The 18,480-nt window shown below is 40.7% G+C and carries 14 protein-coding genes and 2 pseudogenes; all 16 read right to left on the reverse strand.

Annotation, left to right across the window (positions count from 1 at the left end; genetic code table 11):
- Positions 1-349 precede the first annotated feature (349 nt).
- Positions 350-1,133, reverse strand: a pseudogene (locus tag EAL87_RS06195) (hypothetical protein).
- A gap of 73 nt (positions 1,134-1,206) precedes the next feature.
- On the reverse strand, positions 1,207-2,352 hold the full coding sequence (gene flgR, locus EAL87_RS06200; RefSeq protein ID WP_120913744.1) for a transcriptional activator FlgR: 1,146 nt from the start codon (positions 2,350-2,352) through the stop codon (positions 1,207-1,209).
- Positions 2,349-2,822 (reverse strand): hypothetical protein, encoded by a 474-nt coding sequence (locus EAL87_RS06205; RefSeq protein WP_162972671.1) that lies wholly within the window; start codon positions 2,820-2,822, stop codon positions 2,349-2,351. The genes flgR and EAL87_RS06205 overlap by 4 nt, the downstream gene beginning before the upstream one ends.
- A complete protein-coding gene (gyrA, locus tag EAL87_RS06210; RefSeq protein ID WP_120913748.1) occupies positions 2,822-5,302 on the reverse strand; it encodes a DNA topoisomerase (ATP-hydrolyzing) subunit A in 2,481 nt (826 codons plus the stop codon). Before gyrA ends, EAL87_RS06205 begins: the two co-directional genes overlap by 1 nt.
- Positions 5,303-5,317: 15 nt before the next feature.
- A complete protein-coding gene (locus tag EAL87_RS06215) occupies positions 5,318-5,704 on the reverse strand; it encodes a diacylglycerol kinase (protein WP_120913750.1) in 387 nt (128 codons plus the stop codon).
- A complete protein-coding gene (locus EAL87_RS06220) occupies positions 5,697-6,725 on the reverse strand; it encodes a hypothetical protein (protein ID WP_120913752.1) in 1,029 nt (342 codons plus the stop codon). The genes EAL87_RS06215 and EAL87_RS06220 overlap by 8 nt, the downstream gene beginning before the upstream one ends.
- A gap of 20 nt (positions 6,726-6,745) precedes the next feature.
- Positions 6,746-6,928: pseudogene (locus EAL87_RS06225) on the reverse strand (DUF262 domain-containing protein); the annotation flags it as partial.
- Between the two features lie 186 nt (positions 6,929-7,114).
- Positions 7,115-7,615, reverse strand: coding sequence for an acetone carboxylase subunit gamma (locus tag EAL87_RS06230; RefSeq protein WP_001846809.1), 501 nt, complete (start codon positions 7,613-7,615; stop codon positions 7,115-7,117).
- Positions 7,616-7,631: 16 nt separating this feature from the next.
- Positions 7,632-9,929, reverse strand: coding sequence for a hydantoinase B/oxoprolinase family protein (locus EAL87_RS06235; protein ID WP_120913756.1), 2,298 nt, complete (start codon positions 9,927-9,929; stop codon positions 7,632-7,634).
- Between the two features lie 11 nt (positions 9,930-9,940).
- Positions 9,941-12,082 carry a hydantoinase/oxoprolinase family protein gene (locus EAL87_RS06240; protein WP_120913758.1) on the reverse strand — a complete coding sequence of 714 codons (2,142 nt, stop codon included), beginning with the start codon at positions 12,080-12,082 and terminating at the stop codon, positions 9,941-9,943.
- A 230-nt stretch (positions 12,083-12,312) separates the two neighbouring features.
- Positions 12,313-13,314 carry a lipid A deacylase LpxR family protein gene (locus EAL87_RS06245; RefSeq protein ID WP_000465207.1) on the reverse strand — a complete coding sequence of 334 codons (1,002 nt, stop codon included), beginning with the start codon at positions 13,312-13,314 and terminating at the stop codon, positions 12,313-12,315.
- A gap of 125 nt (positions 13,315-13,439) precedes the next feature.
- The gene (locus EAL87_RS06250; protein ID WP_120913760.1) at positions 13,440-14,804 is read right to left on the reverse strand and encodes a TIGR00366 family protein; all 1,365 of its coding nucleotides are present in this window, start codon (positions 14,802-14,804) and stop codon (positions 13,440-13,442) included.
- A 20-nt stretch (positions 14,805-14,824) separates the two neighbouring features.
- Positions 14,825-15,448 carry a 3-oxoacid CoA-transferase subunit B gene (locus EAL87_RS06255; RefSeq protein ID WP_120913762.1) on the reverse strand — a complete coding sequence of 208 codons (624 nt, stop codon included), beginning with the start codon at positions 15,446-15,448 and terminating at the stop codon, positions 14,825-14,827.
- Complete coding sequence (locus EAL87_RS06260) at positions 15,445-16,143, reverse strand: CoA transferase subunit A (protein ID WP_041051366.1); 699 nt, start codon at positions 16,141-16,143, stop codon at positions 15,445-15,447. The genes EAL87_RS06255 and EAL87_RS06260 overlap by 4 nt, the downstream gene beginning before the upstream one ends.
- An 18-nt stretch (positions 16,144-16,161) precedes the next feature.
- Positions 16,162-17,337, reverse strand: a complete 1,176-nt coding sequence (locus tag EAL87_RS06265; RefSeq protein ID WP_120913814.1) for an acetyl-CoA C-acetyltransferase — start codon at positions 17,335-17,337, stop codon at positions 16,162-16,164.
- 270 nt (positions 17,338-17,607) lie between these two features.
- Positions 17,608-18,420 (reverse strand): 3'-5' exonuclease, encoded by an 813-nt coding sequence (locus EAL87_RS06270; protein WP_120913764.1) that lies wholly within the window; start codon positions 18,418-18,420, stop codon positions 17,608-17,610.
- Between the last annotated feature and the right edge of the window lie 60 nt (positions 18,421-18,480).

An 18,480-nucleotide genomic window follows, 5' to 3' on the forward strand; every position in this document is an offset into this window, starting at 1 on the left:
AACGATCAAAGCGTATATAGAAAATCAAGGTTAGTTTCACTTAAGGTTTTTATATAGTTCCTAGCGGAACTAAAGCATTCATCCCAAACACTAAAGATATTTGGGATTTCTGCTTGGGGGGTTTAAAGCCCCTAAACTCACTATTTTTAGTCCCACACCAAAATTATTAATAAGGCTTTACTATCATTAAGTGTTAATCATAAATTATAAAAAATACTAAAAAGTATTTTTAATAATCAATAGTAAAGAGCCTGATTTTAATGGCACGATAATTTTTGTAGCGCGATTTTAGGGGTTAAAAAATGACTTTTAATTTAAAAAAATAAGAAGATTAAAACCCAACAAGATTTTATTTATTATTGTTTTCCTTCCACATGATAATCGCCCAAATGGGATCTTTGCCGAGGAGGTTGCCAAACAAAGGCCCTCTCAACAACTCGTAAAACACCTTGCTTGTTATTTTAACGGCTGTCTTCTTTGAGTCTTTAAGATATTTGGGGAATTGCATTTTAACTTCTCTGTCAATCATAGAACCCCACTTTTTATAGCGGAATTTGGTTACAAATTCCGTTCCTCGTATCCGCTCTATTTTGTAACTCCTAAACCCAACCCCCAAATACTTCCCCATCAACCACTCAATGTTGTAAGGCTCTCTATCCAAAAAACGCCTGATATTTGCAGAATTGGTTTCATAATATGTTGTAGGCTCGCCATTTTCAAGCAAATCAGCAAGAGTGGTGTTGTTATTGTCAATCATAGGGGGCGCATAAAACCCTAAACACTCATCAACCCCTAATTCCTTAACGATAAACAATCTGCAACTGATAAAATCACCATCCTTATCGTTAAGAACATCAATGATTTTATAAGAGCTGCCATACCCGTAATAGATCGAGTGAGGTTTTTGTGGTTCTTTATTAGCCTTTAATCCATTAAATTCATCAAAAATACCCGCCATGAGATCACCATCATTTGCTAAAGCGGTTTTTGCTATTCAATCTAACCATCGTTTCCTTATTCAACTGAACAACAACTCCGTTAGTCTCTTTATCCACTCCAACACCAATCACTCTATAGCCAAATCTATCCACTCTTTCACTCAATTTGTTACACAACAAACCATGCAATTCCATGAAATTATAGCATGATCACTAAAACTTATTAAACTTATCTGGTTGCAGATGATTTATAAAGAAGCCCTACAAACTACCTTTCCAAAAACAAATCTTTCTCTTGGATTTCTGCTCCTTCGCTTAAAATCGCCGCTCTTTCCACGACGCCTAAAAGCTCTCGCACATTCCCATGCCAAGAGTATTCTAAAAGGCGTTTTGCGGCGTTTTTTGAAAAAGATTTTGGCCCCAAATGATAAGCCTCGCACACTTCTTTAAGCTTGATTTCAGCAATGGGTAAAATCTCTTCTGTCCTCTCTCTTAAAGGCGCGATAGTTATAGGCACGATTTGCAAGCGGAAAAACAAATCTTCTCTAAATTCTTTTGAAGCGATTTTTTCTTTCATGTTAGCGTTGGTGGCGGAAATAAAACGAACATCAATTTTAACGCTCTTATTATCCCCAAGGCGCGTGATTTCTTTTTCCTGAACCACTCTTAAAAGCTTGCTTTGCAATTGAACGGGCATTTCAGCGATTTCATCTAAAAAGATCGTGCCTTTATTAGCGCTTTCAAAAAGCCCCATTTTAGGAGCTGTGGCGTCCGTGAACGCCCCTTTTTGATACCCAAAAAGCTCGCTTTCTAATAAATGCTCTGGGATAGCGGACATGTTGATCGCTATAAAAGGGTGTTTAGAGCGCTGCGAATGCTGGTGGATGAAATGAGCAAAAATCTCCTTACCCACCCCGCTTTCGCCTAATAGCATGACATTAGCGTCCGTGCTTGCGACTTTTAAGGCTTGCCGTTTGCTTTCTTCTAACGCTTTTGAAGCGGCTAAAAAGCTGTGTTTGTGTGGTTTTTTTAAGGGTTTTTCTAAAGGGTGTTTTTTTTGAAATTCTAAAACTTTTTTGGTGCGATAGATGGACTCTAAAAGCAATTCTGGTTTAAAAGGCTTTTGGAAAAAGTCTTTCACGCCTAAACGAATGGAATCAATGGCTTTATTCAAAGTCGCGTTACCGGTAATCACAATGGATTCGTATTTGCCTTCTAAAAGGCGTAAAAATTCTAAGCCGTCCATATGGGGCATGTTAATATCCGTGATGACTAAATCAAAGCTTTCATCAAGTTTCGCTAAAGCGTCTTTAGGGTTTTTAAAACTCACAATCTCTAAATCGTCTTGAAGCTCAAAAAAAAGCTCCAGACTTTTACGCATGTTAATATCATCTTCTACAATGGCGATTTTCATTCTTCTTCCTTTCTAAAAATATCTAAAAACAGTGCATCTCCCACTAAACTCGCTCTAACGCTTAAGGCTTTGAGGTCAAGAATGCTTGTGGTAGTGGTGCCGTTTTTATAGCTGTGATCATAATGCGTGATAATAACTTGGCTTTTTAAAATGCAGTCTATGACTCGCTCTTTTTCTTTTTTTAACGCTATTTCTAAAAGGAAGCGTTCTGATTGTGTTTTAAGTAGGGGGTCTTTCAAATTAGGTAAGTTGCGAGTAATAATAGAGCAATGATAATCTAAAACATAGGGGGCTGTTTTGATGCGGCTAATTATAGGTTTAGAGATGGAATACTCTTCGCCCATCACTCTAGAATCAACGATTTTCAAGCGATACGAAATTAAAAATTCTTGATCTTCTAGGGGGCTGAGAGCATGCAAAGAAACCCCTAAAAAATAAAATAAAAAATAAAAGAATGAAAAGAAACGCATCACTCAAATAATTGTGTAGGAGGGTTTTCTAAATTTTCTGGCTCTTCTTCTTTAGGGCAAGAATTGACATACATGACTTTATCGGCGGTGTTTATGAGTTTTACCCCACTAGCGTTTCTTCCGGTTTCTCTAATGTCTTTAATGGAAACTCTAATCATTTTCGCACTCGCAGTAAGGATCATCAAATCCAGGTTCTCATCATCCACGCTGATAACGCCCACCAAATTACCGGTTTTTTGAGTGAGCTTCATGCCAATGACCCCCTTACCTCCACGAGATTGCTCTCTATACGCTTCGGCTAGAGTTTGCTTGCCAAGCCCGTTCTCGCTCACGCTCAAAAGCTTGTTGCTATCATCGTTAATAACGACCGCACTGACAACAAAATCATTTTCATTCAATTTAATACCCCTAACCCCATGAGCGCTTCTTCCCATTTCGCGCACATCTTCTAAAGGGAATTTAATGAAAGTGCCCAAATGCGATGCGATGAGCAAATGCTTAGCGTTTTTATCCACTATTTTTGCACTCACTAATTCATCATCTTTATCTAAAATAATCGCTCTGACACCACAACTCCTGTTGCTCCCAAATTCGCTCAAATTGGTGCGCTTCACCACGCCATTTTTCGTGAAAAAAGCTAAAGAGCGTTCATCGCTAAAGTCTTTGGTGCTTAGAGTCGCCATGATCTTTTCATCCGGAGCGAGCGAGATTAAATTCACAATAGCTTTACCCATAGCGATCCGGCTCGCTTCTGGGATTTTATAAACTTTCAAATGATACAACTGACCTTTATTAGTGATAAAGAGCAAAATATCATGCGTGTTAGCCACAAAAAAGCTTTCAATGAAATCGTCTTCATAAGTGCTGCCTGAAAGCTTGCCCTTACCGCCACGACTTTGCTTTTCATAGGCTTTTAAATCCACTCTTTTCACATAGCCTTTATAGCTCATGCTCACCACCATAGGCTCATTAGCGATCAAATCTTCTATATCAATATTTTCATACGATTCTTGAATTTCAGTGCGTCTTGGAGAAGAAAATTGCTCTTTGACTTCTAAAAGCTCTGTTTTGACGACTCCATTCAGGCGATCTTCGCTCTTTAAAATGCCATTGAGATCATCAATAAGTTCTAGCAAGTTTTGGTATTCTTCTTTGACTTTATCCCTTTCAAGGCCTGTTAAGCGTTGCAAACGCATTTCTAAAATGGCTTTGCTTTGGATTTCACTCAAAGTAAAACGCTCCATTAAGGCGTTTTTAGCCACTTCTGGGCTTTGGCTTGTTTTAATGAGCTGCACGATTTCATCAATATTGTCTAATGCGATCAAATAGCCCTCTAAAATATGCGCTCTGGCCTTAGCCTTTTCCAATTCAAAAATCGTGCGTCTTATAATAATGGTTTTTCTGTGGTTTAAGAAAAGGCGCAACAACTCTAAAAGCGTGAAAATCTTAGGCTCTTTATTGTAAATAGCGAGTAAAATGATGCTAAAAGTGGTCTCCATGGTGGTGAGTTTGTAGAGGTGGTTTAAGACAATTTCACTCATCGCGTCTCTTTTTAATTCAATCACCACTCTAATGCCCTCTCTATCGCTCTCATCGCGCACTTCACTAATGCCTTCAATTTGTTTTTCTCGCGCTAAATCGCTGATTTGTTCCACTAATTTGGCTTTATTGGTTTGAAAAGGCATTTCATCTAAAACGATGATTTCTTTATTTTTCGTCTTTTCCACATGCACTTTGGCCCGCACTTTCACGCGCCCTCGCCCCATTTTATAGGCTTCAATAATACCCGCCTTGCCATAAATGATCCCACCAGTAGGAAAATCAGGCCCTTTGACAAATTCTAAGATTTCATCTAATCCAGCGTTAGGGTTTTCTAAGACATGCGCTAAAGCGTCTATGATTTCATCAATCCTGTGAGGGGGGATAGAAGTCGCCATCCCTACAGCGATCCCATTAGCCCCATTGACTAAAAGGTTAGGCAGACGGCTTGGTAGAATATCTGGCTCTTTTAAGGTGTCATCATAATTAGGCACAAAATCAATGGTGTCCTTATCAATATCCCTTAAAATTTCTTCACTCGCCTTAGTCATTCTGGCTTCAGTGTAACGCATCGCTGCAGCGTTATCGCCATCAATAGAGCCAAAGTTGCCCTGCCCATCCACCAATTCCAAACGCATGGAAAAATCTTGCGCCATTCTCACTAGTGCATCATAAACCGCATTATCGCCATGGGGGTGGTATTTACCAATCACATCACCCACGATCCTAGCGCTTTTTTTGTAAGCGACTTTGGAAGTAAGGCCTAATTCATGCATCGCATACAAAATACGCCTGTGCACTGGCTTTAAGCCATCTCTAGCGTCTGGTAAAGCGCGCCCTATGATCACGCTCATGGAATAAGCTAAATAGCTCTCTTCAATAGAAGAATCAATCCCCACTTCTACAATATTTTTTGTTTCATTGACTAAACGATCTTGCATGTATCTCCCTAAAATTTAATTAAAATAAAGCGTTAAAAGATAACGCCCCCAAATCAAAGCCCAAAAAATAAGCCCTATCAACTGGGCTGAACTGGCCATGTCTTTAGCCTTTTTGGCTAAGGGGTGGAACTCTGTACCAGTGAAATCCACAGCCTTTTCAATAGAGCTATTGATTAGTTCAATCACCACTGATAAAAAACAAGGCAAAATCAATAGCCCCCATTCTAAAAAATCTTTAGCTAAATAGCTCGCTAGAACGATGCAAAAAAGAGCCAAAATGACAATTTGCCTGAATGCACCCTCTTCAATCCATGCGCATTTAAGCCCGTCTTTAGAATAAAAAAGGGCTTTAAAAAGGCGTTTAAACCCTTTAGCTTTGGGCGGGACTTTGAAATCACTCATGGCTTATTTTGTAAGATTGAAAGAAATTCACGCTAAGGTTTTCTAACAGGGCGTTAAAAGTCAGCTTGGTGTTGTCTTGAGCTTGGGCGTTAAGAGCGATTCGGGATCGTTTGTCTTTAGCCATAGAAACAAAGGCTTGCAACAATCCTTTAAAATTTTGTTGGAGCTCTGCATCGTCTTTAAAACGGGATTGGAACAAGGCCATAAAATATTTTTCTAAAGAAGCTAACGCGCTTTCATAAGAGACGCTAGGGGTTTGAGAACGCAAGCTAAAATAAGGGGAAAAAAAGCCCAAACTCTCTTTATTTTGGTGATAAAAAGACTCTAAAACATTTTTAAGATGGCGTGCTTGGATAGAAACACTCAACTTTGGCGCTGAAAAACGCAGTTTGTCTTGCAACTCTTCTATGGCCTTAGCGTCTTTAGAATTTAAGGTTTTAAAAATATTTTTAAGGGAGAGATTTTCTTGCGCCTCCATTAAACCCTCTTGAAAAAAAGTGTAAGCAAGGATATTCTCTGCATTAGTCAAATCGCATTTTAAATTATCGTTTAGGGTTTTTTCATCTAAAGCGTTGAATTTTAAAGAGCAATTCAAGCGCGTGGGTTTCATTTTTTCCAATAAGGCATTCAAGTCTTTTAGGGGGATTTGATGGATTTTTTGCTGAATATCTTGTTCTAAAATAGGGGATTTGATTTGAGAATGGATAGAAAGAATAAGAGAGCTTTTATCCAAAGAATCGAGCTTAATACTCAAATTTTTAAAATCCATAATAGGGGAGTTTTGAGAATCTAAAAAACTCAGCTCTTTAGAAACGCATGCAATTTTAAAAAACCCTTCACATTCAAAAGGAGCGCCCACAATCCCCATGCCCTTGATATGGGGGCGTTGATCCAAATAAGCGTTAAGATAAGCGGTTAAAGATTTTTTAACCGACATGCTAGTAAAGAAGATAAACACCCCCAAAAGCACGCAAATTAAAGCCCCGATAACCACCATCCAAGACATGAATTTTTTAGTCAAAAATACCCTTTATTTTATTGAAGCATAGTGATGGAACCCATAAAATGCGTTTTCTTGTTTTGAAAGATATTGACAATATCTTGCAGTAATTTTTCACGATTTCCTCTCTCCCAAGTAGTGTAATTTCGCTGGTATAAAGAGACAGAAAATATCACACTTGTTAGGGCAACAAAGTCGTTAGGGGTGCCTTGTGTTATTTTCATAGCTTTTCCTTTTGAGTGTGATTAAAATTATACCGAGTATTAAACCAAAAAAAAAGAAAAAGAGCTTGAATTTTTTAATTTGAAGCTAAATTTGTTAGGATTGAATAAATCCGCTTGAGTTGGACTAACCCAAGCTTTTTAATGCCAAGAGGCATAAAGCCTCTTCACAAAAAGGATTGAGCGGTTTTAGCGTCTTTCTGGGGGCTGTATGCCTAGCCAATCTTTATAAAACGCCTCTATATCAGGCTCAAAATCATGGATCACAGGATACCAAGGAGTTGGAGCTTCAACATCTAAAAGGATGCCGCAATCTGGGCAAATATACTCCCGATACACTTGCCAGTTAGTATCACTGGCTAAGAGTTTAGGATACACCTCTTCCATTTTTTCTGCTGTATCGCGCACATAGATGTTTGCATGCAATTTCCAATTCTCCTCTGGAGCGCAAAACGCATGACCGCATGAACACTTAATAACCCACTTCTTTTGAGGATCTTGCACCACAAACAAATGCGGCCCCAAGGGTAAGACGATTTTGTCATCAAAATCTACCTTATCTTGCAACACCTTCAAATACATTTGGAATCTTTCATGATCTTTAGGCATGCTCAGCATTTTTAAGACAGTGTTCCAATCCAAGTTCCCCTCTACTAAATTTTTAATTTGTTCTTGTGTGTATTTTGACATGACCATTCTCCTTTCTTTATTTCTCATCAACCAACAGAACTGTGCGCACATCAGGCAATTTGCTCAAATCCATCCTGTATTTAGATCCATAGGTGAATACGCCAAGCTCATCTTCTTTTACAGTCCAGCTCTTTGGCAAGTTCCAAAATGTTTTAAAATCGTTTAAAAACTTGGGCGAGAGATCAAAGCTAGTCGCATACATGTGCTTAACCTGTTTGGAAGCCTCTTTTTCAAGGATAGCGTTTCTTTCTTGCTCCATCCATTGTTTTACCGGTATGGATCTAGCCTTTCTGTTTTCAAGAATTTCTTTTCTTCTGGCTTTCGTTTTGGCTTCATCTCCTACCCACACGCCGTCTTTATTTTGACTCACCACCGCGCCATAAACCTTGTAAGCGTATTCTGGCAATAGCTGTTTGCTGTTGAGATCTTCTAAAATCGCATTCAAATCCCTTTCAATCGGATCGCCAAATCCAGGACCGCCTTTGATGTAGTTCAAATACAAGTCGTAATTGTCAAAGCAGTTCTCGGTGGTGATGCATTGCTTATCCCTTTTGACTTGAGACGCATGAGAAATGTGCTTTTCATAATCTCGATCCGTTGGGTTAAAATCGCCCCCCAAAGGCAAGCTAGCGTTATTTTTAATCCTGTTTTTCAAGTCGGTGTTGTGCGCTTCAAACCTATAGCCACTAGCCGCTGGATAGCCCCCCATCATACCCCAATCGCTATTCATATAGCCATTACCCATAAAGAACATGGTCCAATCATGCGCGCCCCACACCATTCTTAAGGTTTCAAACCCGTTACCGCCTCGATATTTCCCATACCCACCGGTATTGGCTTTGACATTCCTGCCTAAATAAAGAAGAGGTTCTGCCATTTCCCAAATTTCAACATCGCCCATATCGCCTTCTGGATTCCAAATAGCCGCTGCGTGATTCAGGCCGTCTTTTATCGCGCAAGCTCCAGTCCCACAAGAACTCGTCTCAAAGCTATTCACCGCATGGATTTCTCCATCCTGGTTGATACCACCGCCTTGCAGCCAATTGGAAGTGTTAGCGTTCCCGGAATTGACCTCTTCTAAATACCCTCGGCTGTAATACGCTTGAGACAAGCCTCTCCACAAAGCGCTCCAGCCTGATACTAAGAAGTGCCACGCATAAGCATGCCCGGTGCGTCTGTCATCTGGATTCATCCAAGTCCCTTTTTTGAGTCTGAATTGAGTCGCAAAATAAGCGCCATCGTTGATGCGAGAAGTGGGTATCAATGTTTGAGTCATCATCACCCAAATACCGCTAGTAAAGGACACTTGGTTGCAATTGAAAGAGTGCCATCCCCACCTGGACGCGCCATCAAAATCTAATTTCCATGTAGCGTCTTTATTGATAGTGATTTCCACAGGAGAGTGCATGATTGTGTCTAGCTTAGCAAATTCAGAGCACACGCCAATATCTTTATGTGCATAAGGCACATCCACAAACGCTACCTTTCTATACTTGCCCGGTATGGTCATGGATTTGATCCTAGAGATAAGGCCTCTCCTCCCCTCTTCAATCACCTCATCAATAAATCGCATGTAAGAATCAATGCCGTCTTCTTTAATGACTTCCATCACTAAATCCCTAATCATATGGCATCCTGCAATCCTAGTCCTTTCATCTAGAATCCAATATTTAGGCGTTCTTACCGATCTTTGAGATTCATGCAACCAATCTTTAAAGCTCTCATCATTCGCTCCTGTCTTACGGCAAGTGATCATGTATCCATCCCCAAATCTTTGAACCTGTCCAGTGCTCATTGATCCTGGAGTAACCGAACCGGTATCAATCACATGCGTAACACCGCCTACCCACCCAATCAATTTTTCATCGTGAAAAATAGGCACAAGAGTCATAATATCGCATGGGTGCACATTCCCAATCGCGCAGTCGTTATTGGTGAAAATATCCTTGTCATTGATGCCTGGGTTATCTTCCCAATTATTCTCTACCATGTATTTGATAGCTGATCCCATAGTCCCTACATGGATAATGATACCCGTAGAAGTCAGCACGCTATCGCCCACAGCGTTATAAAGCGTGAAGCACAATTCCCCCTCTTGCTCAACAATAGGGCTTGCCGCAATCCTTTTAGCTGTTTCTCTGGCATGCACGATACCGCCTCTTAATTTAGAGAACATTTTCTCATAACCGATCGGATCTCTTTCTTTAAACTCTAGTTTTTTGAGACCATTATAATGCCCTGTTTTTTCTGTCCTGGCTAGGATTTCACCTCTAGCTTGTTTTAAAGTTTTGCCGTTTTTCAATAAATTTGCCATTTTGAACTCCTTTATTTAATTTCTTTCAAGTGGAACAATCGGTGTTTGTCTAGTCTTGTCGCAAAGCCTTTGGGTATCACGAAAGTGGTCGCATCTGATTCTACGATCGCAGGCCCTATGACTTCATTTCCAGGCAGTAATTTTTCCATTTGCCACACATCTGCATCCACCCATTTCTTATGACGATAGAATTTTCTAACGCCTATTTTGGCTTCTTTTGGGGGCGTAGTGCCATGCTCTTTTTCAACCGGAATCACAGGTTTTTGCGTAGCCACAACACCACGCATGATCACACCGGTCACGCTAAAACCAAGCTCTGGCGAACACGCTGATTCAGAATAAACACGAGCGTAGGTTTTTTCATATTCTTTGACAATTTCTTCCCAATCAGCCACGCTTGCAGCTTTTGATACAGGAGAAGTGATCTCTAAATCATTCAATTGCCCCATATACTGCATCCTGTATCCAGGTCTTAAAATCACATCTTTTTCAGAGAATCCATTGATCTTGAACTCCTCAATCACTTTGAGAGTCAATTCATCCCATGCGTCTTGAATGATCTTGCATGCTTCTGTTTTTGACTTGTCTGAAGAATACTGCGGAATGGCAATATCCACGCTCTTATCGTATCTGTATTCAAAATCAGCGCAAGCGCAACCAAAAGCGCTAAATCCAGCCGCCCACGCAGGCACTACCACATCCTTAAACCCTAAACCTTCTGTATAGCCATAGGTATGCACAGGCCCCGCGCCACCATACGAAAAGCACACAAAATCAGACGGGCTATACCCTTTAGCGCTAATATTGGATCGCAAGTATTCTTTAAGCTCTAAATCAAGCAGCTCAATCACGCCCGCAGCCGCATCTTCTACGCTAATGCCTAGCGGATCAGCGATTTGCTCTTTAATGTGTTTTTTAGCCCTATCCACATCTAATTTGATCAAACCGCCTAAGAAATTATCCGGGTTCAAATAGCCTAAAACAATGTGGCAATCGGTTACCGAAACCGTGTCTAACCCGCTGTCTTTCCAACAAGTGCCAACTCTATACCCCGCACTGTCAGGCCCTAGTTTGACCGATTGGCTGTGCGGATCAATGCGCACAAAACTCCCAGCACCCGCACCAACGGAATCCATAGCCACAAGCGGTAGAGATAAAACAAGGCGCGCCATATCAGGGTCAGAAGCGATATTAAAATTGCTCTTAACGATAAGCGCCATATCAAAGCTCGTGCCGCCAATATCGCTGCATGCAATATTGTCATAACCAAGCGTTTCGCCCAGCAATTTAGATCCAATCACGCCTCCAATAGGGCCGCTCACAATAGTCCTAGCGAGTTCTTTAGCTTTCCAGCTAATGGTGCCTCCATGCGTTGCCATCACACGAAGATCAAATTTAGCGCCATGCTCTTTGAAGCGGTTGCTGACTTTAGAGAGGGTTTGTCTGCTTGGCTCAGCCGCATAAGCTTCTAAGATAGTGGTGTTCATTCTGTGGCTTTCTTTTCTTTGAGGGTAGTAATCCACAGAAGCGAATACAGGAATATTTTTACCCAATTTTTCAATTTCTTTTAACGCTATATCTCTAACGATCCGCTCGCTTTCAGCGTTTTTATGAGATTGCAACAAGCAAATCACAATGGCTTTCGCGCCTGCTTCTAAAAGCTCCTTAACAGCCATTTTTACCTCTTCTTGGCGCACTGGGATAACCACTTGCCCCTTGACATCGGTTCTTTCTGTAACGCCTCTAATCCTTTTTAAAGGAATCAGCGGATCATCATACTTGTGCGTGTTGATATGCAATCTTTCTTCTAGCGCATACCCCAAATAGGATTGCAACGCCCTACCCATAGAATGCATTTGCTCAAAACCCTTATTGCAAATCAGACCCACTTCCATCCCACGCCTTTGGACGACCCGATTGAGCATCGCCGTGCCAGAATACACGCAAGTGACCAACTCTGGATAAACCTTACTGACATCTGATTTCCAATGCGATAAAGCGTCTTGTGAGCTGTTATAAATAGCTAAACTCTCATCTTCTGGGTTGCTTTGGGCTTTACCGACTACGAAACTGCCATTTTCTTTCACAAAAAACGTGTCCGTCATGGTGCCACCGGCATCAATACCCATCACCTGAACTCTTGCGTCTTTCATTTAGACTCCTTGTATTAAAGTGTTGCTCAAGGCAACCTATTAGAAGTATAGGACAGATTGTAAAATGGAAATCGTTTATTTCAAAGTTGTTTGTAATAAGGGAAAATTTGGTGTAATAAAGTGAAAAGTAGTAACAAATTCATTCAAAACGCTACCGATATTCATCTTAAATTACCCAAAAATATCATATAAATATCATATAGGAATAAAAATATTAAACTGATATTAAATCAAAAGGCGAAATTCAATTCTAATGTGCCGATCTGGTGGTGCTTAGGCTGGGATTGAAAGGTTTTACTAATATCAGTGATCGTAAAAGCCACCCTAAAGCTACGCCACATCATAGCCGCTCCTATTTCACTGGCATAAACAAAGTATTCCAAATTAGCAATGCCCCTAGTTTCAGGGCTATTGCCTTGAATGAAGATGTTAAGGGGTTGGAAGCGCCCAAAAGCCCCTACAAAAAAATAGATAGAAAATTTATCGCTATAAGGCATGCCCCCATCAAAAGCGGTATTGACCTTATTGACACCATAATCAGCGTCCAGGTTATACCCAGCCCTAAAGAGCGAGCCGAGTTGGAAATAATCCCTCGCATTACCCAATTCCACATTAAACCCAGGCATTAACTCCATAGAAAAAAAACGAGTCTTTAAAAGGGGGACTTTTTTGAGCAATTGGTAGTGCAATTCAAAGATAAATTCGTTTTTGAGCTGTGTGTTCCAGCCATAAAATTGGGGGTCATGACCCCATTTATGAATGAGACGCTGCGTTTGAGCGGCCAAAGAATCTTGCCCTGTCGTGCCTAAAGAAAGCGTGAACAACTCCATGAAAGTTTGATGGCGGTTATACACATTCAAATTCACCCGTAAATACCCCCCATAAGGGTGGTTGTCATGCAAATGCACCAGTTTTCTGTTTTTAAGTGAGGGGGTATACATGTCTTGGGCGAGAGAAATGCCAAAACGAGTAACCCTAGGGCTTTTATTGAAAAAACCTAAATACGAAGTCCATTTCATCGCTTTATTTTTAGAAAAATCAAATTCTTTAGTAGAAAAGCCTATTTGATTGCCTGCGGTATAATACTCATCAATGTAAGGGTTGATATAACCATCATTTTCGGTCATCAAATTGATAGAATAGCGTTTAGAGGGCGTTAATGGGGTAAGAATATCCTCTTTTGCCCATGCAAACGTTCCTAATAATAAACATAAAATAAATTTAAAAAACAAAACACTTCCTTAGGTTATTATGGGGGTTATTGTAACGAAATAAGGCTTAATTACAAGAGCGTTTAAAGGGTAAAAAGAAAAACTTTTACCCCATTGAAAAGAGCGTGGTTTTAGGCATAAAAAACTCACACTAAAAAATAAAACACCCCGCACACGACTAAGCCTACAAAAATTAAAGTCAAAACGCAATAGCCCATAATATCTTTAGCGCCCAAACCTGCAATGGCTAAAGCGGGCAAAGCCCAAAAAGGCTGTATCATATTCGTCCAAGCGTCTCCCCAAGCGATAGCCATAGAAACCACGCCCGGATCCACTCCTAAGCTTTGCCCAGCTGGGAGCATGATAGGAGCTTGAATCGCCCATTGCCCTCCGCCAGACGGGATGAAAATATTGACAATCCCCGCGCTCAAAAAAGTCATGAGCGCGAAAGTTTTTTCATTAGCGATGTGCGTGAAGGCTAAAGAAAGCATTTGCGCTAAAGAATGACCCCCCACGCTATGGCTTGCCATCATCCCCATAATCCCGGCATAAAAAGGGAATTGCAATAAAATCCCAGCCACGCTCCTAGCGGAATGATCGATCGCTTTCACATAAGCTAAAGGGGTTTTATGGAGCAAAATCCCTAAAAAAAGGAAAATCGTATTGACAATGTTTAAACTAATCCCTCCTCCTTTAAAAAAATAAATACCCAGATACCCAAAACCCAAAAAAACCAAAAGATAAGAAAGCAAAGCGCTGTTTTCCAAAAAATGCGCGATCGTTTTGTCTTGTTGGTGATCAATGAGTTCTGTTTCTTTGTATTCGTCTTTTAAAAGCTTTGGATCAATCTCAACGATTTCTTCTTTTTTAGGGTGGATCATTGCCATTAAAAAGGGTAACCCTATAAGAATGATCCCTATAATGATTAAATTATAAGCAGAAAAAATCGTCTGACTGATAGGGATAGCTTTTTCAATCACCCCAGCGCTTATTTTGGACAGATCTTCATTTTGGGTGGCAACGCTTAAAGGGATAGAGCCGGATAAACCCCCATGCCAGATGACAAAACCCGAATAAGCGCTAGCGATAAGCAGCCTGTAATCCACCCCTTTAACATTTTTGGCGATCTCTTTTGCAAAAATCGCGCTAATCACCAAGCCAAACCCCCAGTTGATCCAATTAGCGATTAACGATAAAAAAGTAACTAGCAATAAAGCCGTATAATACCCTTTAGGTAAAGACGCCAAGTATTTTAAAAGTTTTTGGACTGATTTAGCGCTAGCTAGAGCCTGACCCAACACCAAAATAAGAGCCATTTGCATAGAAAAACCCAAAAGCGTCCAAGCACCATTCCCCCAACTAGAAATGACAGACGAAGCGTCTTGTCCTGTCAAACAATAAACAAGAACAAACACGACAAACGATAAAAGAGTGACCAAGACAAAGGAGTCCGGCAAACATTTAGACGCTAAAAACACGCACGCTGAAGTCAAATGCCTTAATAAAAACATAAACACACCCCTTTTATAAGCTATAGGTGCACTTCAAATTCAGCTTCTGTTTTTTCTCTCACTTGATTAAGGCTGACCCCCTCTTGCAATTCCACTAATTTCATGGCGTTATTGGAAAATTCAAACACCGCTAAATCCGTTATCAATTGATGCACCACGCCTTTTCCCGTTAAGGGCAATGAGCATTCTTTTTTTACTTTAGACTCCCCGTATTTGTTGCAATGCTCCATGATGACAATCACTTTTTTAGCGCCATGCACCAAATCCATAGCCCCTCCCATGCCTTTTATGAGCTTTTTAGGGATCATCCAATTAGCCAAATCCCCATTTTGCGAGACTTCCATCCCCCCTAAAATCGCTAGATCAATATGCCCCCCACGAATCATCGCAAACGAATCCGCGCTATTGAAAAACGAAGCGCCCGGCACCACGGTTATGGTTTCCTTTCCTGCATTAATGAGATCCGCATCAACGCTTCCCTCTAAAGGGTAAGGACCAATCCCTAACAGCCCGTTCTCGCTTTGGAAAACGATATTCATCCCGCTCACTTCATTAGCCACAAGCGTGGGCAAGCCTATCCCTAAATTCACATACATGCCCTCTTTTAGTTCCTTTGCCGCTCTTTTAATGATAGCCTCTCTCATTTTGCGCTCCTTGTGGTGGTTTTTTCTATCCGTTTTTCAAATTTCTCGCCCTTATAGATGTGCTGTACATAGATTCCTGGCAAGTGTATTTCATCTGGGTCTAATTCCCCGGCCGGGACAATTTCTTCCACTTCAGCGACGCATATTTTTGACGCCATCGCGCACAAGGGGTTGAAATTTCTGGCCGTTTTTCTAAACACCAAATTCCCAAGAGTGTCGCTTTTATAGGCTTTGATAAGCCCATAATCGCCCGTTATCGCTCTTTCTAAAATATACTCTTTGCCGTTAAATTCCCTTGATTCTTTGCCTTGAGCGATCAAAGTCCCAACACCGGTTGGGGTGTAGTAAGCGGGTATCCCAGCCCCTCCAGCGCGCAAGTTTTCAGCCAAAGTGCCTTGCGGTGTCAAAACGACTTCAATTTCTCCATTCAGCATTTGCGATTCAAAAATCTTATTCTCCCCCACATACGAAGCGATAATCTTTTTAATCTGCTTTTTTTCCAAAAGAATGCCAAGCCCAAAGTCATCAACGCCGCAATTATTGCTCACGACAACCAAATCCTTAATGCCTTTCTTATAAATGTAATCAATGGCGTATTCGGGTATCCCACACAGCCCAAAACCGCCCACTAAAATAGTGTCTCCGTCTTTTAACCCGCTCAATGCTTTGTCTAAATCGGTTATAACCTTGTTCATCTCATTCTCCTTATTTTTTTATTTTTGTTCAACTACCACTGATAGCCCTTGACCGCCGCCCACACACAACGACGCGCAGCCCACGCCATGCCCGCTCCTCTTCATTTCATGCAACAAAGTAACTAAAATTCTAGCGCCGCTCGCGCCAATAGGGTGGCCAATGGCTATCGCGCCTCCATTCACATTCACGATATTGGGGTTTAATTCAAGCTCTTTTAACACGGCTAGGCTTTGCGCGGCAAAAGCTTCATTGAGTTCAAAAAGATTGATGTCGTTGAGATTCATTTTGACATTTTTAAGGTTGTTTTTAATAGCGATACTAGGGCATATACCCATTATATCCGGACTGCAAGCCCCCAAACCAAACCCCTTGATAGTGACCATGGTTTTTAACCCCAATGCTTGCGCTTTTTTAGCGCTGCATAAAATGATAATACTCGCGCCATCATTGATCCCTGATGAATTTCCTGCCGTTACCGATCCGTCTTTTTTGAAAGCGGGTTTGAGCTTTGCAAGGGATTCTAGCGTCGTGTCTCTAGGGTATTCGTCTTCTTTAAAAACCACCACGCCTTTTTTATTCGCTATTTCAATAGGCGTGATTTCTTCTTGGAATTTCTTTGCATTAATGGCGGCTCTTGCTTTGAGTTGCGATTGGAGCGCGAAATTATCTTGATCTTCTCGGCTTATGTGGTATGCTTGAGCGACATTATCAGCGGTGATCCCCATGTGGTAATTATTGAACGCATCCCATAATCCATCATGTATCATGGAATCTATCATGTTCGCATTCCCCATTCTTTTCCCCTCTCGCATGTCAAACGACAGATAGGGCGCTGCGCTCATGTTCTCCACGCCACCGCACACCACCATCTCATCGCGCCCAAGCATGATGCTGTCATGCGCTAACTGGATAGCTTTCATAGACGATCCGCAAACCATATTGACGCTGAAAGCGTTTCTGTCATTAGGGATACCGGCGTCTAGTTGGATCTGTCTGGCGATATTTTGACCCAAACCAGCGCCTAAAACATTGCCTAAAATGACAGAATCCACATCGCTAGGCTTAAGAGCGCTCGCATTCAAAGCATCTTTAAGCACGCAAACACCCATTTCTCTAGCACCCACATTCTTTAGAGAGCCTAGAAAACTCCCTACAGCGCTTCGCTTTGCCGCCACTATAACCACTTCATTCATGTCTTTGCCTTTAATTGATTTATTAGTCATAGTATCACTTTTAGATGATTGACGCCCTAACAGGTTGGATTTTGTTTTAGGTTTTGTTTGAGATTGAGGGTGATCCGTTTATTTTTTTCTCAAAAATATTATTCTTATCGTTCAATGGTTATTGCACAATATAGTTTTAAGTGGGGGATCTAAAATCAAGCAGATATACACTTTAGGCTCATGTTTCTCTAACGCTTTAAAAAATTTCTTTCTAAGCAGTCTTTACCTAGTTTCAGGGTTTTAAATAAACTCCCTAATTTCTTTCTCTAAAGCGTTAGTAAAAACGCTTGAATAGGATTTTTCCTTAGGGAATTTGGCTAAAAAATCATTCAATAGCCCAAGGTATTGCTCCTTATTTAAAGCCCCTTTTAGCACTTCGTATTTTAAAAAAAGCCAGTAAGTGTTAAGCACATCGCTCTGACAATAGCTATCAATAATCTCCTTTTTTTCCTTTTGGCTTATCTTAGGGTTGTAATAAATCGCATGCACTAAATCCCCGCTCACATCAAATTTACCAGGAATATTCGTCATAGAGCAAACGCCATTCAAATTCAACCCCCTGACGGATCCATAATGGCTCAAGCTATCCATTAAATCCAAATGGAACTGCTCGCTATAACGCGCGCGGTAATTCTCCCATTTGTTTTCTTGGCTGTAAAAAGCGTCTAAAGTTAAATTGTATTTAAGGGCTTTGAGCGTGAGTAGGGGTATATCAAAACCTCTGCCATTGAAGCTTATTAGGCGCGGTTGCTTTTCATTAAAATATTTGAAAAAGTCCTCTAAAAGCTCTTTTTCGCTTGTAAAATCCTCTTTATTCTCGTGTTTTTGACCAAAATTCCCCACTTTGATAAATTGCCCGTAATCATCGCCAATGACTGCTGCAATAGAGATAATTTCATGCAAATAAAGGGGCAAAAACTCGCTCCCGCTTTTTTCTTTTTGCTTTTCAAAACTCCATTCACAGATTTTTAGCGCATCGTCTTCTTTTAATTGAAAATGCTCTTTACACAAGCTTATATTAGGAATGGTTTCTATATCAAACACGCACAACATCACACGCTCCTTTCGCATTTTAACATTCTTGTCTCGCTTTTATTATATAACAATTAGTCT

The sequence above is a fragment of the Helicobacter pylori genome, assembly GCF_003636935.1.
In the GTDB taxonomy this organism is placed as follows: domain Bacteria; phylum Campylobacterota; class Campylobacteria; order Campylobacterales; family Helicobacteraceae; genus Helicobacter; species Helicobacter pylori_CH.